Raw genomic sequence first — 17,353 nt, 5'->3', positions numbered from 1 at the left:
TCTGAGAAGAGCCTTCACAGTCTGAGAAGCGACACCACGCGTGACCACGGGTGGCTCGAAAGCAGCGAACAGGGGGAAAGCGCTGATGGTTCAGCCACCCGATCAGCCACCGCAGGGCGGCTACGGAGCACCACAGAATCCGCCACCGCAGTCACAGCCGCAACCGCCGCAACAGCCGTACGGCTACCCGCAGACCCCGCCGCCGCAGGGCCCGCCCGCGCCGGCCCCCGGCTACGGCTATCCCCAGCAGCAGTCGCCCGCGCAGCCGGGGCCGTACACGCAGCCCGGCCCGTACGGCCAGCCGCAGCAGCCCGGCCCCTACGCGCAGCCCGGCCCGTACAACCCGGCGTCGCAGGCCGGTTACGGCTACCCGCAGTCGCAGTACGCGGGCGCGCCCACCCCGCCGCCGGTCGGTGGCGGCGGCGGTGGTTCCAGGAACCCCTTCAAAGGCAGGCCAGCGATGGTCGTCGGCGCCGCCGTGGCCGCGCTGCTCGTGGTCGGCGGCACGGTGTTCGCGGTGACGAGCCTCGGCGGCGACGGCGAGAAGAAGCCGGTCGCCAAGGAGAGCGCGAGCCCCACCGACGACGGCAAGCCCTCCCCCACGCCCACCGGGCCCGTCAACCAGGGCGACGGCAGCGGCGACGGCGGCGAGGACCTCGACATCTCCGACCTCAACGCGGACCGCAAGGCGGGCGAGGCGAAGGTGCTCTGGTACAAGAGCGCCCCCGACGCCCCCGGTTCCGGCGCGAGCGCCCCCGGCCTGTGGGTCACCGACAAGGTCGCGGTGAAGGCCGCGTACAAGCAGTTGTTCGCCTACAACGTGGGTGACGGGAACCCCGCCTGGGACCCGATCGAGTTCGAGGGAAAGATCTGCGCGGTCACCCCGAAGGCGACCTCCGCCGACCGGATCGTGGTCTCGTACCAGAGCGGCACCGGGAGCGACGCCGAGTGCGACCAGCTCCAGCAGATCGACCTGAACACCGGTGACAAGGGCTGGTCGACGGAGCTGGAGAAGGGCGACCTGTTCGACAGCGCCATCAGCGTCGGACTGTCCGTCACCGGTGACACGCTCATGGTGGGCCGCTCGCAGTCCGGCACGGCCTACGACATCGACACCGGCAAGAAGCTGTTCGACAAGAAGAACTACGGCCAGTCGTGCTACCCGGCCGGGTTCGCGGGCGGCGCGCGGCTGATCTCCGTCTCCTCCTGCGCGGTGACCACCGACAAGGAGCACGACGAGGTCCAGGAGCTCGACCCGAAGACCGGCAAGGCCAAGTGGACGCGGAAGATCCCCAAGGGCTGGAAGGTCGAGCACGCGTACTCGGTGGATCCCCTCGTCCTCTACCTCACCAACGAGGACGAGAACACCTGGAACATCTCCACCCTGAAGGCCGACGGCTCGACCCGCTCGCAGGTCGACTCCGACGACTCGTTCGCGCCCGAGTGCGACGGCGGGATCCTCACCCGCGACATGCAGGGCTGCACGGGCGTCGCGGCCGACGCGAACACCCTCTACCTGCCGACCGAGGAGAAGGACGGCACGAACGAGATCGTCGCGCTGAACCTCGCGACCGGCAAGGAGAAGTGGCGTCTCACGTCACCCTCCTCCGACGCGGAGATCTCCCCGATCAGGGTCGAGGGTTCGAAGCTCATCGCGTACGTGGAGTCCACGCGCGACGCGGGCGGCCAGGTGGTGTCCGTTGCGACCACCGGCAACAGCCGCCAGGCGACCAAGCTCATCCAGATGCCGGCGAGCGCCGCGGAGATCGAGAGTTCCTTCTACTCGAAGGCCATCGACTACGTGGACGGGCGCTTCTACATCTCCACGACCCTGCTGAACGGTGTCGACGACGCGAAGGAGAAGTTGATGCTGGCCTACGGCAAGTGACGCGCGCGACCGCCGCGGGCCGCGGACCGGCCCTTCCGAGCCGTCGCCGTGGGCCGTCGCCGCGGGCCGCGGACACCGGCCTCCCGACGCCACCGCCGCCCGGCCCCGCCGTAGCCCGGTCGACATCCTCATCCGTCCCTCACCCGTCCTCCGAGATCCGCTTCGAGGTATCCACGTCATGACGCAGCCGCCGCCCCCGCCGAACCAGCCCCCGGGCCCGCCCCCGAACCAGCCGCCCGCGCAGCCCCCGGCCGAGGGGCAACAGCCCGCCCAGCCTCCGGCCCAGGGCCAGCCGCCGCAGGACACCCCGCCGCAGGGCGGTTTCGGCGCGCCCACGCCCCCACCGCCCGGCGGTTTCGGCGCCCCGACGCCCCCGCCCGCGCAGGGCCCGGGCTACGGCTACCCGCAGGCGCCCCCGGCGCAGCAGACCCCGCCGCCGGCCCAGCCGCCGCAGACGCCCCCGCCCGCGCAGGGCCCCGGCTACGGCTACCCGCAGACGCCCCCGCCCGCGCAGGGCTACGGCTACCCGGGCCAGCCCGGTCAGCCGGGCCCCTACGGCCAGCCGCAGCCCGGCCCGTACGGCCAGCAGCCGCACCCCGGTCCCTACGGGCAGCAGCCGTACGGCTATCAGCCGCAGACCATGCCGATGCAGCCGCAGGTGGGCCAGGCCCCGGTCGGCAAGAAGAAGGTCAACTCCACGGCGATCATCATCACCGCGGCGGTCGCGGCCATCGCGCTCATCATCGGCGGCGGTGTCTATGTCGCCACCTCCAGCGGCGACGACGACAACGGCAAGAAGGACACCGCCAGTTCGGAGGGCACGACCGGCGGCAAGGACGACACCAAGGGCGACGACGACGGCGGCTCGTCGTCGTCCGGCGGCTCGTCGACCGGTGGCGTCGAGGTGCCGACCGAGGCCCAGGAGAAGGTGCCGTCCAGCACCAGCGCGAAGATCCTCTTCCAGGTGCCCGCGCACGAGGTCAAGGAAAAGCTGACGATCGACAGCGTCAAGGGCTCCTGGCTGACGAAGACCACGTACGCCAAGGCCGCCCTGAACAAGATCATCGGCTATGACCCGGACAGCGGTAAGTCCAAGTGGACGCTGGACCTGGCCGGTCAGACCTGTGCGGGCTCCCGTGAGATCACCACCGAGGGCATCGCCGTCGTGGTGACCGAGTCGGCCAAGCGCAAGAACAACGACGACCGCCAGCCCTGCACCGAGGTCACCGCGTTCAACGTCGAGACCGGCAAGCATGTGTGGACCAAGAACGCCGACCTCAGCGGCAGCAAGGTGCCGTTCGGCGAGGTCACCATCTCCGGTACGACGGTCGCCGCGGCCGGCGGCTACTCCGGCGGCGCCGCGTTCGACGTCAACTCCGGCAAGGTGCTGTGGTCGCCGAAGGCCGGCGAGTGCACCGACGAGGGCTACGCGGGCGGCGCCCAGCTGATCGCGGTCCGCAAGTGCGGCGACTACGGCAGCGAGACCTTCGAGGTCCAGCTGCTCGACCCGAAGTCGGGCAGCGTCAAGTGGACCTACAAGGTGCCCTCCGGCATCCAGCGCGCCAAGATCATCTCCACGAATCCGGTGGTCTTCGGTGTGGTGACGGGCAGCGACGTCCCGCTGACCGGCACGACCGACATCTTCTCGCTCGACGACAGCGGCAAGCTGCGCGCCAAGATCTCCATCCCGGACGACAAGTACGACTACGAGTGCCCGGTCCGCGGTGTCTGGGCCTGCAAGGGCATCTACGTCGGCAACGACAAGGTGTACATGCCGACCAAGAGCCACGACGGCACCGGCTCCTACAGCTCCACCAACGAGATCGTCTCCTTCTCGCTGGCCTCGGGGAAGTCCACCGGCGACCGGGTCGACGCGGGCGACGACTACGAGCTGTTCCCGATCCGCATGGACGGGCCGAACATCATCGCCTTCAAGGACGGCCCGTACGACAAGGGAGCCCAGGTCGTCTCCGTCGACGGCAAGACGCTGAAGCAGACCAAGCTCCTGGAGACCCCGTCCTCGGAGTCGGTGCTCCGCGCGATCAGCGCCATGACGCCGACGATGAGCGAGATGCTCTACACCGACGGACGGTGGTTCATCGGCTCGGAACTCGTCAGTAAGCCGTATTCGGACGACGAGAAGGAGTACACGGCGCTCGGCTTCGGGGCGAAGTAACCCCACGCGCCCCCTCGGCCTCGCGACACGGCCCCGCCCCAGCTCAGGGGCGGGGCCGTGCACGTATCCCTCATCACGCTCGAATAGGAGGGAATTTCGGTAATCCGGGGCACTTCTCTCCCGTAGGGGGAGCGCAACGTCGAACAAGCGTGTAGCTTCCGGGGGCATGAGAGCGGGGGAGTCGACGGGGAAGTCGGGGGGCTTCTGTCCGTGAGGACCAGTGGGCAGCCATAGTGGGCAACCATCTGGGGGGACTGGGGGGTGGGGTGGCTCGATGGGAGTGCGGCTCATGGTGGTCGACGACCACCGACTGCTGGCCGAGGCGCTGGCCTCGGCGTTGAAGCTGCGCGGGCACCGGGTGCTCGCGGCGGCGGCGCCCGCCGCCGGCGCGGCGGAGCTGGTGATCACAAGGGCACCCGAGGTGTGCCTGCTCGGTACGGCGACACCCGCCGAGCCGGGCATCTTCGACCCGGTGGTCAGGATCAAGCGGGAACGCCCGCAGGTGGCGGTGCTGGTCCTCGGCCCGGTGCCCAGCCCGCGCGGCATCGCGGCGGCATTCGCCGCAGGCGCCTCGGGCTACGTCCGGCACGACGAGCGCATCGAGGGGGTCGAGCGGGCCATCATGAAGGCCCGCGCGGGCGAGGCGGCCGTGGCACCACAGCTGTTGCAGAGCGCCTTCGCCGAGCTGCTGAACCCCGCCGCCCAGCCGGACGACGAGGGCCAGCGGCTGCTCCAGATGCTGACGCCTCGCGAGGTCGAGGTGCTGGTCCGGGTCGCGGACGGCGAGGACACGAGACTGATCGCGGCGGGCATGGGCATCGCCCCGTCGACCGCCCGCACGCACGTCCAGCGGGTCCTGATGAAGCTGGGGGTCGGCTCCCGCCTGGAGGCGGCGGCACTGGCGGCCCGCACGGGGCTGCTGGACCGGGCGGGGCCGGTACCGCAGGGGCCGCCGGGTCCGCCGGGGGCGGAGGTGTAGGGCGGTCGGCTCGCGGCGCCCGGCCGGGTTCGGGCGCGCGACGGCATGGGGGAGCCGCACCGGGCCGACGGCTCGATGCGGCTCCCCGGGGATGCCGGATGCGGGTCAGTTCACGCCAAGGGCGTTCAGAACCGCCTCGGCGACATGGTCGGCGGCGTTCTTGTGGCCCTGGGCGTTGGGGTGGACGAAGGCCACCTGGAACGGGTCGAGGCTGGTGAAGAGGCCCTCGACCCACCTGCCCGCGTCACAGACGCTGTGGTTCCGGGTGGAGTCGGAGAGGCCGACGAAGGTGTCCCCGTGCTCAGCGGCGGCCTTCTCGATGGTGGCGTTGAGCGGGTTCAGGACGTCGTCGCGGAGCCAGTCGAGGTCCCCCGGGGTGATGGAAGCGAACTGCTCCAAGTCGTTGTACCGGCACTTGGACGTGTCCTCGGGGATGACGGTGGGGTAGCCGACGTTCACGACCTTGGCGTGCGGGGCGCGCTCGTGGAGCGTGGCGAGCATGTCGTCGTAGTCCTGGCTCACCTTGGTCAGCCGCTCGGGGATGTTGTCGGCCAGGCTGTCCCGGCACGGCGTGCCCACGCCGCCGCTGCCGTCGCCCAGTTGCAGGCAGGTGAAGAGGATCTCGGCGAACCCGAGGGTGTTGCCGCCCGCGCCGACGGTGATCACGTCGGTGCCGGGGCTCACCGCCTCGGACTGGGGCGGCACCGGGGGGAACGGGTAGTCCGGGTCCTCGGAGAACGGCGGCAGGTGGCGGCCGATCGGCTGCTGGGCGTTGAAGGTGATGTCCTCGATGGTGGCGGCACCACAGCTGACATTGGTGAGTTCGACCAGTGAGCCGAGGTCGCGGTCGATGACCTGGGGGTACGACAGGTCGGTGCGCTCGCAGCCGTCACGGGGGATTTCGAAGACCTCACCCGCTGCCGGGATGACCCCGGCGGTGTAGGAGTCGCCCAGGGCGACCCACTCGTAGGCCGCCGCGGCCGCCGGGGTGGCGCCGGCGAGTTGCACGGGGACGAGGGCGCCTGCGGCGAGAGCCACGGTGGAGCCCAGCACGGCCAGTCGAGTGCGCATGTTTGCCACGAATCCTCCAGAGATACGGTTTTGGCGGCGCTATGACCGTACGAGGAGGATTACTCAGCGCACTAGATCCAATACGGACAGTGACTTACCGTCAGGTCTCCGGGATCACCCCGGTCACGGGTGACGTGTTCTGAACAGGCGAGGTCGACATGTGGGCCAAGTGGGCCCCTCTGTCGACGGATCCGGCGCGACGTGTGATCGCCGCGAAGGCTTTCCCGGACAACCCCTCGGATCCCGGCCCGCCGAGCGGCCTGCGTCGGCTGTCCTGTTCACGACCACCGGCCGACGCGGACGGTGCTCAACCGTGGAGGGCGAGGTGGACCTCCCCCTCCACGGCACCGCGTTCATCGATGCGGAACCCCGGCCTTCCCGGGCCGGGCGCACACGGCGTGGTCGACCAGGTCCGTGATGCCTCGGATCTGGCGTGCGGCGGTCTCCTCGACGGCGGGCCGGCTGTGTACGGCGACGGTGACCGCGACGCGACCGCCGGACGTCGTCGCGGGCCACGCCAGATAGCCGAAGCCGCTGCCGCTGTGTCCCCAGTAGCCGCCGCCGCAGGTCAACGGCGTCCACTCCAGGCCCAGGCCGTAGCGCGACCCCGGTACCCCGTCGGGGCTGTCCGGCACGGCGACCGTGCGCCGCATCTCGGCGAGCTGGGCGGGGGCGAGGAGCCCGCCGCTCAGGAGCGCGGAGAAGAAGCGGTTGGTCTCGGCGGCGGTGCCGATCAGCGAGCCGTCGGCGTCACCGTCGAAGGGGAGGTAGGCGAGGGTGGTGTCCGTCATGGGGCCGCCCTCCGATCCGTCTGCGGACCGCTCGAACTGCTGGTAGTTACGGGAGTGGGGGCGCGGCATGCGCGGATCGTCGCCCGGGTTGAAGGTGCGCGTGAGCCCGAGCGGGCGCAGGATCCGGTCCCGCACCTCTCGGTCCCAGGTCCGGCCGGTGACCGCCTCGATCACCATTCCGGCCAGGATGTAGTTGGTGTTGGAGTACTCCCAGCGGGCCCCCGGTTCGAACACCGGCGGATGCGTCATGGCGAACGCGACGCGCTGCCGCGAGGTGTAGGTCGTCGAGCGGTGCTGGAGATAACCGGCCTCGCTCAGGTCGGGGACGACGTCCGCGATGTAGTCCGGCAGGCCGCTGGTGTGTTGGAGAAGCTGACGGACGGTGACCCGGCGGCCGTCGTTCCCCTTGCCCCGGACCACGCCCGGCAGCCAGCGCTCCACGCTGTCCTCCAGCGACAGCCGCCCCTCGCCGACGAGTTGGAGGACGACCGTCGCGACGTACGTCTTCGTGGTGCTGCCGAGACGGATGTACTCGTCGCGGGGCACGGGTGCGCCGGTGGCGAGGTCGCCCACGCCGCTGCGGGCGGTGCGGGTGCCGTGAGGTGTCTCCAGCCGTACGGACACCCCGGTCACGCCGGTGTCGCGCAGGGCGTCGGCATCGCGTTGCAGGGGGTTCGCCGCGCCTTGCGCGTGGGCCGGGGCGAGGCTGGTGAGGAGGGCGAGAGCGAGGGCGACGGCTGAGGCCGTGGCTGTTCGGCGGATGGGCATGGGATCACCGTAGGAGTGGGCATTCCGGACATGCCAGCCGGTGAGCCCCCGCGTGTCGCCGGGGGCTTGCCTCAGTCCGCCGTAGTCCCGGGGCCACCGGCTTTTATGTGGTGGAGGAGGGCGGCGAGGGGGGTGGGGGTGGTGCTGAGGTGGGTGGCGGGGGTGTCGGATTCGCGGAGGTGGAGGGTGGCGGGGGAGGTGGCGATTTCGACGCAGTCGTTGCCGTCACCGAAGCCGGAGAACGATGACTTCTGCCAGTTGTCGGGGGCGGCGGCTAATTCGACACAGGTACCTCCTTCGCCGCCGTCGGAAAACGTCGACTTCTGCCAGGTGCAGGGGATCGTCATGGGCTGCCTCGAGGTTCTTCGTCCGAAGAGCTTCGGTGATCACGGGCGGCGCGGGGTGAACCTGCCGGAGGTTATGGCGCGGAGGAGTTCGGTGACCGGGGCGGGCGTGGTGGTGAGGACGGCGCCAGGGACATCGGATTCGCGGAGGCCGAGCAAGTGGGGAGATATGGCGGCCAGTTCGACGCAGGTGTTTCCCTCACCGCCCCCGGAAAACGTGGACCTCTGCCAGCGCAGCGCGTGATTCATGCAGCTCACAGCTCCTTCATCAGGCGGTGGATGAAGTCCCGTGACGCGACGGGATCCAGCGATGCCTTCTCCACCTTACGGAAGAGTGTTCGGAGCTGTTTCAACTGTGCTTCCGCATCGATGAACAGGGTGCCGGTGGGCGTGTCGCGGAGCACCGTGTCCAGTTGGGGCACCGGACCACCCAGGTGCATCATCGAGGCGGCGGCACCGGCAAAGCCGTCCTGATCAAGAGGGATGACGCGCACCGCCGCGTGCCCTTGTTCGATCTCGTCCAGGATGCGGCGGAGTTGGGCGACTGAGGTCTGCCGATCGGCCACGCGGACCCGCAGCGCGAACTCGTGGACGATCGTCTCGTACGGCAGCGGATGCTCACCCTCGATGACCGCGCGTCGCCGCATCCGGTGTTCCACCCGGGGAAACAGCTCGCTCTCCGGCAGTTCAGGACGCGTGTAACTGAAAACCGCTCGCGCGTAGTCGGAAGTCTGCAGCAGTCCGGGCACGTAGGCGATGGCGACCTCGTGCAGGAATGTCGCATGGTGCTCCGCCTCGGCGACGTCCAGGTTCACCTGGGGAAGGACTCCCCGGTACTCCTCCCACCAGCCGCGTGTGCGGTCGGCCGCGATCGCCACGAGGGCCTCGATCAGTTCCGTGTCCGAGCAGGCGCAGTGGGCCGCCAGTCTGCGCAGCCGCTCCTCGCCGATCGCCGAACTGCCGGCCTCGATCTGGCTCATGTGGGCTGAACTCGCCCCCAGGAGTCCGGCCACTTCCTTGGCGGGCTTGCCCGCCGCCTCCCGCAGCTTGCGCAGCTCGGACCCCAGGCGCACCTGTCGTGCCGTGGGCTGGTTCCGCATGGTCATCCGAGTAACTGCCTCTCCACGACTCCTCGTTCGGGTGTCAGATTACGGCAGGCTGTTGCGAGGGTATTAATTTATACCCTACTTTCAGTGACGCGCCGCACACTCTGCGGAACGCCGGGACCCCGGAAGCGCACCACTCCGTCCTGCCATGACGGCTGAGGCAATGCCACCGCCCGCACCCCACCCTTCTTCCGACGGAGCTGCCCCATGCCCGAAAACGCCCCCGAACCTTGGGAGTACGTCCTCCACATCCCCCACGACCCCCGAGCCGTCACCGTCTCCCGCCGCACCCTCCGCCTCATCCTCACCGCGCACGGCCTGACCGCCCTCCTGGATCCCGCCGAACTCCTCGCCACGGAACTGATCGCCAACGCCGTACTACACACCAAGGGCCCAGCGGCCCTGCGCGTGCGCTGGTCGGGCACCACCCTGTGGATCGGAGCCTGGGACGCGGACCCCGGACCCCCGGAACCCCCGGCCCGGTTGGCGGCCACGCCCGACACGGAATCCGGCCGAGGCCTCGCCCTCGTACGGGCCTGCACGGACGTATGGGGCTGGCAGCCGTCCTCCCGCTTCGGGCACCGGGGCAAATACGTGTGGTGCGAACTGCTCTGTGACCCGGTCGCGGCATGACGCGTTGATCACTTCGAAAGAAAGGAGGGAGAGCCGATGGTCAGCTCGCCGCATGAGGCGCTGCACCGGATCTTCCAGAAGGATCCCGCGCTGCTCACCCGCGCCCTGTAACAGGTGCTGGACGTGCCCTTCCCCGAGCCGCGCGAGTTCGCGGCCATGAACGTCGACCTCACGGAGATCGAACCGGTCGAGCGGCGCGTGGACACGCTGTTGCGGGCGGAGACCGACGAGGGGACGTATCTCCTGGTCGTCGAGTCGCAGGGGAAGAAGGACGAGGGCAAGCGCCGCAGCTGGCCCTACTACCTCAGCTACTTGTACGCGAAGTACCACTGCGACCCGGTGCTCATCGTGATCACCCAGCACGGCGCCACGGCTCGCTGGGCGGCGCAGCCCATTCACCTCGGGGTGCGCGGCCGCCCCTCGCTGACGGTACGGCCACTGGTGCTGGGCCCGGACAACGTACCGGTCATCGAGGACGAGCGGGCGGCCGAGCGGGACGTACCCCTCGCAGTCCTCTCGGCGATGACGCATGGCAAGGGGCCCAAGGCTGCCGCCATACTGGAATCCCTGGTAACCGCCCTACGGACCATCGACGCGGAGAGCGCCGCGGTCTTCGTGCAGTTCGTCGACTCGTGCCTGAAGGACCCCGAGGCACAGCAGATCTGGAGGGACCTCATGACGGATACGCAGTACTTCTGGCGACACCCGCTCGCTGAGCAGACACGTGAGGAAGGCCGTGAGGAAGGCCGGATCGAGGCTCAGATCGAGATGATCTTCAAGACCCTCGAATGGCGTGGCATCCCGGTGCCGGACCAGGTCCGCGAACGAGTCACCGACTGCCCCGACCGAGCTCAGCTCATGGTCTGGGCGGAACGGGCCCTCTGCGTGACCGACGCCGAGGACCTGTTCCGCTGACCGAGCGGTGGGCCGGATGATCCGTCGCGGAGTGAGCGGGACAGGCTCGACGGCTGCGGGTCGGCTCGCCATTCGTGTGGGGTCGGCGTGCGGTCAGACCCGCTCCAAGGGGCGGTGCGGCCCGGCGGGAAGTTCCGCCTTGATCGTGTCGCCCGGACGCACCGCACCGCCCTCCCTCACGATGCTCATGATTCCGGCCTTGAGCACGAGGTTCCCGGCCTCGTCGCGGCCGACAACCCGCTTCAGCAGCCCGTCCTGGAAGTTGTCGATCTGCAGGCAGGGATTGCGCAGCCCGGTCACCTCCAGCACCGCGTCGTCCCCGATATACAGCAGTGTGCCGACCGGCAGCCCGAGCAGATCGATGCCGCGGGTGGTGATGTTCTCGCCGAGGTCGCCGGGCCCCACCTTGAATCCCTCCGCGCCGACCTCGGCGAAGAGCTCCTCATGGATCAGGTGAACCTGGCGCAGGTTCGGCCGGGTGGGGTCCTGCGCCACCCGCGAGCGGTGCTTGACCGTCACTCCGGCATGTACGTCACCCTCTACGCCGAGCCCGGCGAGCAGCGTGACGCTGTCCCGGTTCGGCTTGGTGAACGAGTACTCGCCGTTGCTGCTGACCGCCGTGACCGTTCCGCTCATCCTTGGCTCCCCCTCCTCGGTGAAAACGACAGTCACGACCCTAGCCTCGGGTCTGTGTGCGAGGGCCCGAGCGCACCCAGGGCGCTGCTCGGGGCCCCGCTCCCTTTACTCCGTCGGCCGCTCAACACCGAGCAGGATCGACGCCGGCACCACGTGTCGGCACCCTCGCCGGGGGCGGTTCCTCCATGCCGGGGCTCAAACGCAGACGCCGTACCGCGCGCTGTCGGCAGCCATGAGCCGTAGCTCGGCCGTGAGGTCGGCGAGATTCTCCCTGCGCGGCATGGGGCGGCTCGCTTCAGTTGGGATCTGGTGATCTTTGTTTGTTTCTGATGGTGACGAGCGTCGGAACTTGTGCTTTGATGTGTTTGGTTCTGTTTGATGGGTGGGATGGGGAGTCCGGCGTGAAGAAGACCTCGACCCGGTTGGCCGACGGTCGTGAGCTGATCTACTACGACCTGCGCGACGACACCGTGCGCGACGCGGTGGACAAGCGGCCCCTGGAGCGCACCGTCACCACTTCGGAGGTGCGCCGGGACCCGCTGCTCGGTGACTCCGTCGCGATCGCCTCGCACCGGCAGGGCCGCATCTACCACCCCCCGGCGAACGAATGTCCGCTCTGCCCCTCCGAGGGCGACCGGCTCAGTGAGATCCCGGACTCGTCGTACGACGCCGTCGTCTTCGAGAACCGCTTTCCCTCCCTCGCCGGCGACTCCGGCCGCTGCGAGGTCGTCTGCTTCACCTCGGACCACAACGCGTCCTTCGCCGACCTGACCGACGAGCAGGCACGCCTCGTCCTGGACGCGTGGACCGACCGCACCGCGGAGCTGTCGCATCTCCCCTCCGTCGAGCAGGTGTTCTGCTTCGAGAACCGCGGCGCCGAGATAGGCGTGACCCTGGGGCACCCGCACGGGCAGATCTACGCGTACCCCTTCACCACACCCCGCACCGCGCTGATGCTGCGCTCCCTCGCGGCCCACAAGGACGCCACCGGCGGCGAGAACCTCTTCGACGCCGTCCTGGAGAAGGAGCTCGCCGGCGAGCGGATCGTGCTCCGGACCGAGCACTGGGTCGCCTTCGTGCCGTACGCGGCGCACTGGCCGTACGAGGTCCACCTGTACCCCACGCGCCGCGTGCCGGACCTCCTCGCCCTCGACGAGGACGCGCGCTCAGAATTCCCCAAGGTTTATCTGGAACTCTTGAGGCGCTTCGACCGGATCTTCGGCGAGGGTGAGCCTCCGACGCCGTACATCGCCGCCTGGCACCAGGCGCCGTTCGGCACACTGGAGGAGTTCGACGGCGTCAACCGCGACGACTTCGCGCTCCACCTCGAGCTTTTCACCATCCGCCGCACCTCCGGCAAGCTGAAGTTCCTCGCGGGTTCCGAATCCGGCATGAACGTGTTCATCAACGATGTGCCGCCGGAGCGCGCGGCCGAGCGACTGCGAGAGGTAGCGAGTTCATGAGCGGTAAGTACCTGGTCACCGGTGGCGCGGGCTATGTCGGCAGCGTGGTCGCCCAGCATCTGCTGGAGGCGGGCCACGAGGTCGTCGTCCTCGACAACCTCTCCACGGGCTTCCGCGAGGGCGTGCCCGCGGGCGCGTCCTTCATCGAGGGCGACATCCGCGACGCCGCGAAGTGGCTGGACGCCTCCTTCGACGCCGTCCTCCACTTCGCCGCGTTCTCGCAGGTCGGCGAGTCCGTCGTGAAGCCCGAGAAGTACTGGGACAACAACGTCGGCGGCACCATGGCGCTCCTCGGCGCGATGCGCGAGGCGGGCGTCCGCAAGCTGGTCTTCTCCTCCACCGCCGCCACGTACGGCGAGCCGGAGACGACCCCGATCGTCGAGTCCGCGCCGACGAAGCCGACCAACCCGTACGGCGCCTCCAAGCTCGCCGTCGACCACATGATCACAGGCGAGGCCGCCGCCCACGGGCTGGGCGCCGTCTCGCTGCGCTACTTCAACGTGGCCGGCGCGTACGGCTCCTGCGGCGAGCGCCACGACCCCGAGTCGCACCTGATCCCGCTGGTCCTCCAGGTCGCACAGGGCGGGCGGGACGCGATCTCCGTCTTCGGCGACGACTACCCGACCCCGGACGGCACCTGCATCCGCGACTACATCCACGTCGCCGACCTCGCCGACGCCCACCTGCTGGCGCTGGCCGCCGCGCGGTCTGGCGAGCACCTCATCTGCAACCTCGGCAACGGCAACGGCTTCTCGGTGCGCGAAGTGATCGAGACCGTCCGCCAGGTCACCGGCCACCCGATCCCCGAGGTCGTCGCCCCGCGCCGCGCCGGCGACCCGGCCACCCTGGTCGCCTCCGCCGCCACCGCCCGCGAACGCCTCGGCTGGAACCCGTCCCGGGCGGACCTCGCGGAGATCGTCGCGGACGCGTGGGAGTTCGCGCAGGCGCGGGCGAAGTAGCCCGGGTGCGAGCCTGCTCGCGCCTGCTCGCGCCTGTTCGCGCCAAGTCGCGCGGGTTCGCGCCTGTTCGAGCCAAGAAGTGTGCCGGCTCAGCCAGTTCGCCGGCTGAGCCAGTTCGTCGGTTGAGTACGGAAAGGTCAGGGTCAGGGGATGAGCGAGGCTGTCGTCGTCGCCGAGCGGTTCGAGGAGCTGTACGGGGCGGAGCCGGAGGGAGTGTGGGCCGCGCCGGGCCGGGTGAACCTCATCGGTGAGCACACCGACTACAACGACGGCTTCGTCATGCCCTTCGCCCTCCCGCACACCACGATCGCGGCGGTGTCCCGGCGCACGGACGGCCGGCTGCGCCTCCACTCCGACGACATCGACGGCGGTGTGGTCGAGCTGTCCCTCGACGGGCTGACGCCGGAGGCCGACCGCGCCTGGACGGCGTACCCGTCCGGCGTCGTCTGGGCCCTGCGCGAGGCCGGCCACACGGCGGTCACCGGCGCCGACATCCACCTCACGTCGACGGTCCCGACGGGCGCCGGCCTCTCCTCCTCGGCGGCGCTGGAGGTCGTGGTGGCCCTGGCCCTCAACGACCTCTTCTCCCTCGGCCTCAAGGGCTGGCAGCTGGCCCGCCTGTGCCAGCGCGCGGAGAACGTCTACGTCGGCGCCCCGACCGGGATCATGGACCAGACGGCCTCCGCGTGCTGCGAGACCGGCCACGCCCTGTTCCTCGACACCCGGGACCTCTCGCAGCGCCAGATCCCCTTCGACCTGGCCGCCGAGGGCATGCAGCTCCTCGTCGTCGACACCCAGGTCAAGCACTCCCACAGCGAGGGCGAGTACGGCAAGCGCCGCGCCGGCTGCGAGAAGGGCGCGGCCCTGCTCGGCGTCGACGCGCTGCGGGACATCGCGTACGACGAGCTGGACGCCGCCCTCGACCGCCTCGGCGACGAGGAGGAGGTCCGCCGCCTGGTCCGCCACGTGGTGACCGAGGACCAGCGCGTCGAACGTGTGGTCTCCCTCCTGGAGTCGGGCGAGACACGCGCGATCGGCCCCGTCCTGGTCGAGGGCCACGCCTCCCTCCGCGACGACTTCCGCATCTCCTGCCCCGAACTCGACCTCGTCGTCGACACCGCCCTGTCCGCCGGCGCGCTCGGCGCCCGCATGACCGGCGGCGGCTTCGGCGGCTCCGCGATCGTCCTCGTCGACGCTCCCGACGCGGACACGATCACCAAGGCGATCGAGGAGGCCTTCGCCGCGGCCGGCTTCACGGCCCCCCGCGTCTTCGTGGCGGTGCCTTCGGCGGGGGCACGACGGGTTTCTTGACCTGGAGATCATGACGCGAGAGTCATGACTTGAGGTGTGAAGTGTGAGGTGTGAGGTGTGGGGCGGGGCCGGAGGGCCCCGCCCCACAACCATGACCACCGCCAACTCTCCCCACTCCAGCGCCACATCTGAGTACGAGCACTCATGTGTTCACGGAACTCGCCCACGACACTGTCACACCGGGTAGTTAGAGTTGTCGGTGAGGTAGCGGCTTTCATGGGAGGGCAACGATGTCGAACGGCGACGGGACGGATGGATCCTCGGGTGGTTCGTGGGCGTCCAGCCTGTTCGACTCCGCATTCGACTCCGCGCGGGACGCGGCCACCGATCTGGTCACCGAACTGTCGTCGATCACGGCCTTCCAGAAGCGCGTCGACCAGCTGATCAGCGACCTCAAGGACTCCGACGCCGGCCCCGGCAAGGTTGGCCAGGAACAGCTCGTACGCACCCAGTTCGGCGGCGGCAACGGCGAGTGGGCGGAGGCTGCGGGCCTGTTCACCGCGTACGAGACGGTGATCACCGAACTGGAGAACCTCTCGAAGCTCCTCTCCGACTCGATGGAGGGCATGGGCATCGCCGTCCTCGCCGCCCACAAGGGTTACCAGAACATCGACCTCGACATCCGCGACCGCATGGCGGCGATCAGCGCGGAGACGACGGAGCACTACGGCGGGGCGTACGACCCGGGTCTGCCACAGCGGGGCGGTACCAGCCGGGACGCGACACCACCGGATCAGGCACAGGCACCCGCGGACGGCGGCGACTCGGGAGGCACGATCTGATGACAGGCGGCATCTTCGACGGCATGAGCCACGAGCGCATGCTCCAGTGGCTCGACCAGGCCAACAGCGGCACAGTCCAGTCCGCTGCCGACCGGCTGGCAACCGTGGCCGAGGAGATCCACAAGATCGCCGACGAGCTCAAGATCCGCCCCCAATGGGTCGAGTGGAAGGGCGAGGGCGCCGACGCCTTCCGCGCCTGGACGGCCGACCTCGCCAACTCCACCTTGCGCTTGGGCGACTTCAGCGAGAGCTCCGCGAAGTGGCTGGCCCAGGCCTCCGACGCCATCGCCCGGGCCCAGGCCGCGATCCCGCGCACGGCGGAGGGCGCCCAGGCGAACCTCGACGCGGCGACGATGGCGCACAACGACCCCGACGCGGACACCATCTCCGCCAAGTCCGCAGCCGAACTCGCGGCGCTGGCGGCCGGCAAGGAGAAGGTGCGGCAGGAGGCCGCCGCGGAGATGGTGAAGCTGGGGCAGGCCTACGAGTTCTCGGCGGTGCAGCTGAACGCGCTGGAGAGGCCCAGGTTCGCGCCACCGCCGACGGCGGTTCTTCCGCACGACTCGAGCTATCAGAGCGTTGACCTGGAACGTCCGGGCTCTTCCGAGCAGAGCGCCTCTTCGCCCCGTGGCGTTGTTCCGCTGGATTCGGCGCCGAGCAGGGATACCGGTTCCGACACCTCTGACGTGAGGCGGTCGTTGGACACCCGGTCTTCAGAGCGCTCCGCGCCGTCGGTGGATGAGCCTCCGACCCGGATGGGTCTCGATTCCGTAGAGACGTTGCCGCAGGACAAGCGGACAGCGACGGGTCCGCCAAGCGGTCCGCCCAGCGCTGGACGGTTGGAGGGGCCTGGAAGTCCTCCGCACTCGAATTGGGTTCCCCCAGTGACGGGCAGGCAGGGTCTGCCTGCCGGTGGCCCGCCGGCGCAGGGGCGGTCGGCCGTGACTGGCCGTATGCCTCAGTTCCCTGCCGGTCCAGCTGTCCCGTCTCCGAATGCCGCGCGGGTCCCGGGCGGTAGTAACGGCATCATCGGCGGTCGTCCGGTCACCCCGCCGTTGGGCGGGCAGGCGGGAACGACCCATCGTGGAACAGTGGTGGGGGCACCACCCGGCACGACGGGGCGTCCCCCGATGGGTCCCACGACCGGTACGGCGGCTTCCACAGGGCGACCGGCCGGTCAGCAGGCACCGACGTCCGGTCGCCGTCTCCCCTCGCCGAACGGCGGCGTCATCGGAGGCGCTCCGCAACAGACGGGCCGTACGGTGCGCAGCTCTGGTGGCTCGGGTGGGACGGCCGGAACCGGTACGACCTCCGGCGGTGGTACGACGCGTGGCGGCATCGTAGGCGGTGCACCCAGCGTGGTTCGCCCTGGCACGAACAGAGGAACAGGCACTCCTCGCGTATCCGGGCCGACCACCTCAACGAGCACGGACAACAGGAACGTTCGGCTGCACCGCTCGGCCGACAATGAGGAGAGCCGACGGCAGGGCAACAGCCAGACCGCACCACCGACGGTCGATTGACGCGTATC

At 69.8% G+C, this 17,353-nt stretch carries 15 protein-coding genes and 1 pseudogene; 10 read left to right on the top strand and 6 right to left on the bottom strand.

Annotated elements, in window-relative coordinates:
* The first annotated feature begins 85 nt into the window (after positions 1-85).
* From OG272_RS20450 to OG272_RS20440, 3 genes are all read left to right on the top strand, one after another.
* On the top strand, positions 86-1,888 hold the full coding sequence (locus OG272_RS20450) for a PQQ-binding-like beta-propeller repeat protein (RefSeq protein WP_405894333.1): 1,803 nt from the start codon (positions 86-88) through the stop codon (positions 1,886-1,888).
* Between the two features lie 178 nt (positions 1,889-2,066).
* Positions 2,067-4,064 carry a PQQ-binding-like beta-propeller repeat protein gene (locus tag OG272_RS20445; RefSeq protein ID WP_405894331.1) on the top strand — a complete coding sequence of 666 codons (1,998 nt, stop codon included), beginning with the start codon at positions 2,067-2,069 and terminating at the stop codon, positions 4,062-4,064.
* 274 nt (positions 4,065-4,338) lie between these two features.
* The gene (locus OG272_RS20440; protein WP_326582217.1) at positions 4,339-5,043 is read left to right on the top strand and encodes a LuxR C-terminal-related transcriptional regulator; all 705 of its coding nucleotides are present in this window, start codon (positions 4,339-4,341) and stop codon (positions 5,041-5,043) included.
* Between the two features lie 105 nt (positions 5,044-5,148).
* On the opposite strand, the gene OG272_RS20435 is transcribed toward OG272_RS20440, so the two are convergent.
* The 5 genes from OG272_RS20435 to OG272_RS20415 all read right to left on the bottom strand — a co-directional run bounded on the left by OG272_RS20435 (position 5,149) and on the right by OG272_RS20415 (position 9,123).
* Positions 5,149-6,114, bottom strand: a complete 966-nt coding sequence (locus OG272_RS20435) for an SGNH/GDSL hydrolase family protein (RefSeq protein WP_327729335.1) — start codon at positions 6,112-6,114, stop codon at positions 5,149-5,151.
* Between the two features lie 353 nt (positions 6,115-6,467).
* Complete coding sequence (locus OG272_RS20430) at positions 6,468-7,673, bottom strand: serine hydrolase domain-containing protein (RefSeq protein WP_405894329.1); 1,206 nt, start codon at positions 7,671-7,673, stop codon at positions 6,468-6,470.
* 71 nt (positions 7,674-7,744) lie between these two features.
* On the bottom strand, positions 7,745-8,020 hold the full coding sequence (locus OG272_RS20425; RefSeq protein ID WP_326582220.1) for a DUF397 domain-containing protein: 276 nt from the start codon (positions 8,018-8,020) through the stop codon (positions 7,745-7,747).
* A gap of 39 nt (positions 8,021-8,059) precedes the next feature.
* Positions 8,060-8,266: a DUF397 domain-containing protein gene (locus OG272_RS20420; RefSeq protein WP_326582221.1), complete on the bottom strand. Its 207-nt coding sequence runs from the start codon at positions 8,264-8,266 to the stop codon at positions 8,060-8,062.
* Positions 8,267-8,271: 5 nt separating this feature from the next.
* Entirely contained in the window at positions 8,272-9,123 is an 852-nt protein-coding gene (locus tag OG272_RS20415; RefSeq protein WP_326582222.1) for a helix-turn-helix transcriptional regulator, read from the bottom strand.
* A gap of 207 nt (positions 9,124-9,330) precedes the next feature.
* Here OG272_RS20415 and OG272_RS20410 point away from each other — a divergent pair, with 207 nt between their 5' ends.
* Positions 9,331-9,756, top strand: a complete 426-nt coding sequence (locus OG272_RS20410) for an ATP-binding protein (protein ID WP_327729337.1) — start codon at positions 9,331-9,333, stop codon at positions 9,754-9,756.
* Between the two features lie 36 nt (positions 9,757-9,792).
* Positions 9,793-10,671, top strand: a pseudogene (locus OG272_RS20405) (hypothetical protein).
* 93 nt (positions 10,672-10,764) lie between these two features.
* Here OG272_RS20405 and OG272_RS20400 read toward each other — a convergent pair.
* Positions 10,765-11,307 carry an MOSC domain-containing protein gene (locus OG272_RS20400; protein WP_327729339.1) on the bottom strand — a complete coding sequence of 181 codons (543 nt, stop codon included), beginning with the start codon at positions 11,305-11,307 and terminating at the stop codon, positions 10,765-10,767.
* Between the two features lie 401 nt (positions 11,308-11,708).
* On the opposite strand from OG272_RS20400, the gene galT reads away from it, so the two are divergent.
* The 5 genes from galT (at position 11,709) to OG272_RS20375 (ending at position 17,345) form a co-directional block, all read left to right on the top strand.
* A complete protein-coding gene (gene galT / locus OG272_RS20395; RefSeq protein WP_327729340.1) occupies positions 11,709-12,770 on the top strand; it encodes a galactose-1-phosphate uridylyltransferase in 1,062 nt (353 codons plus the stop codon).
* The gene (gene galE / locus OG272_RS20390) at positions 12,767-13,729 is read left to right on the top strand and encodes a UDP-glucose 4-epimerase GalE (protein WP_328223273.1); all 963 of its coding nucleotides are present in this window, start codon (positions 12,767-12,769) and stop codon (positions 13,727-13,729) included. Before galT ends, galE begins: the two co-directional genes overlap by 4 nt.
* Before the next feature lie 150 nt (positions 13,730-13,879).
* Positions 13,880-15,040, top strand: a complete 1,161-nt coding sequence (gene galK, locus OG272_RS20385) for a galactokinase (RefSeq protein ID WP_327729341.1) — start codon at positions 13,880-13,882, stop codon at positions 15,038-15,040.
* A 230-nt stretch (positions 15,041-15,270) separates the two neighbouring features.
* Positions 15,271-15,822, top strand: a complete 552-nt coding sequence (locus tag OG272_RS20380; RefSeq protein WP_405894327.1) for a hypothetical protein — start codon at positions 15,271-15,273, stop codon at positions 15,820-15,822.
* Positions 15,822-17,345 carry a translation initiation factor IF-2 gene (locus OG272_RS20375; RefSeq protein ID WP_405894326.1) on the top strand — a complete coding sequence of 508 codons (1,524 nt, stop codon included), beginning with the start codon at positions 15,822-15,824 and terminating at the stop codon, positions 17,343-17,345. Before OG272_RS20380 ends, OG272_RS20375 begins: the two co-directional genes overlap by 1 nt.
* The last annotated feature ends 8 nt before the right edge of the window (positions 17,346-17,353 follow it).

The sequence above is a fragment of the Streptomyces sp. NBC_00104 genome (assembly GCF_045160825.1).
Classification (GTDB): Bacteria; Actinomycetota; Actinomycetes; order Streptomycetales; family Streptomycetaceae; genus Streptomyces.
The sequence above is the reverse complement of the archived record's forward strand: the minus strand, read 5'-3'. Positions and strand labels throughout refer to the sequence as shown.

Excerpts from the sequence above, each read along its gene's own strand:
- OG272_RS20450 (WP_405894333.1), top strand. The coding sequence starts at position 86 with ATGGTTCAGCCACCCGATCAGCCACCGCAGGGCGGCTACGGAGCACCA.
- OG272_RS20445 (WP_405894331.1), top strand. The coding sequence starts at position 2,067 with ATGACGCAGCCGCCGCCCCCGCCGAACCAGCCCCCGGGCCCGCCCCCG.
- OG272_RS20440 (WP_326582217.1), top strand. The coding sequence starts at position 4,339 with ATGGGAGTGCGGCTCATGGTGGTCGACGACCACCGACTGCTGGCCGAG.
- OG272_RS20435 (WP_327729335.1), bottom strand. The coding sequence starts at position 6,114 with ATGCGCACTCGACTGGCCGTGCTGGGCTCCACCGTGGCTCTCGCCGCA.
- OG272_RS20430 (WP_405894329.1), bottom strand. The coding sequence starts at position 7,673 with ATGCCCATCCGCCGAACAGCCACGGCCTCAGCCGTCGCCCTCGCTCTC.
- OG272_RS20425 (WP_326582220.1), bottom strand. The coding sequence starts at position 8,020 with ATGACGATCCCCTGCACCTGGCAGAAGTCGACGTTTTCCGACGGCGGC.
- OG272_RS20420 (WP_326582221.1), bottom strand. The coding sequence starts at position 8,266 with ATGAATCACGCGCTGCGCTGGCAGAGGTCCACGTTTTCCGGGGGCGGT.
- OG272_RS20415 (WP_326582222.1), bottom strand. The coding sequence starts at position 9,123 with ATGACCATGCGGAACCAGCCCACGGCACGACAGGTGCGCCTGGGGTCC.
- OG272_RS20410 (WP_327729337.1), top strand. The coding sequence starts at position 9,331 with ATGCCCGAAAACGCCCCCGAACCTTGGGAGTACGTCCTCCACATCCCC.
- OG272_RS20400 (WP_327729339.1), bottom strand. The coding sequence starts at position 11,307 with ATGAGCGGAACGGTCACGGCGGTCAGCAGCAACGGCGAGTACTCGTTC.
- galE (WP_328223273.1), top strand. The coding sequence starts at position 12,767 with ATGAGCGGTAAGTACCTGGTCACCGGTGGCGCGGGCTATGTCGGCAGC.
- galK (WP_327729341.1), top strand. The coding sequence starts at position 13,880 with ATGAGCGAGGCTGTCGTCGTCGCCGAGCGGTTCGAGGAGCTGTACGGG.
- OG272_RS20380 (WP_405894327.1), top strand. The coding sequence starts at position 15,271 with ATGTCGAACGGCGACGGGACGGATGGATCCTCGGGTGGTTCGTGGGCG.
- OG272_RS20375 (WP_405894326.1), top strand. The coding sequence starts at position 15,822 with ATGACAGGCGGCATCTTCGACGGCATGAGCCACGAGCGCATGCTCCAG.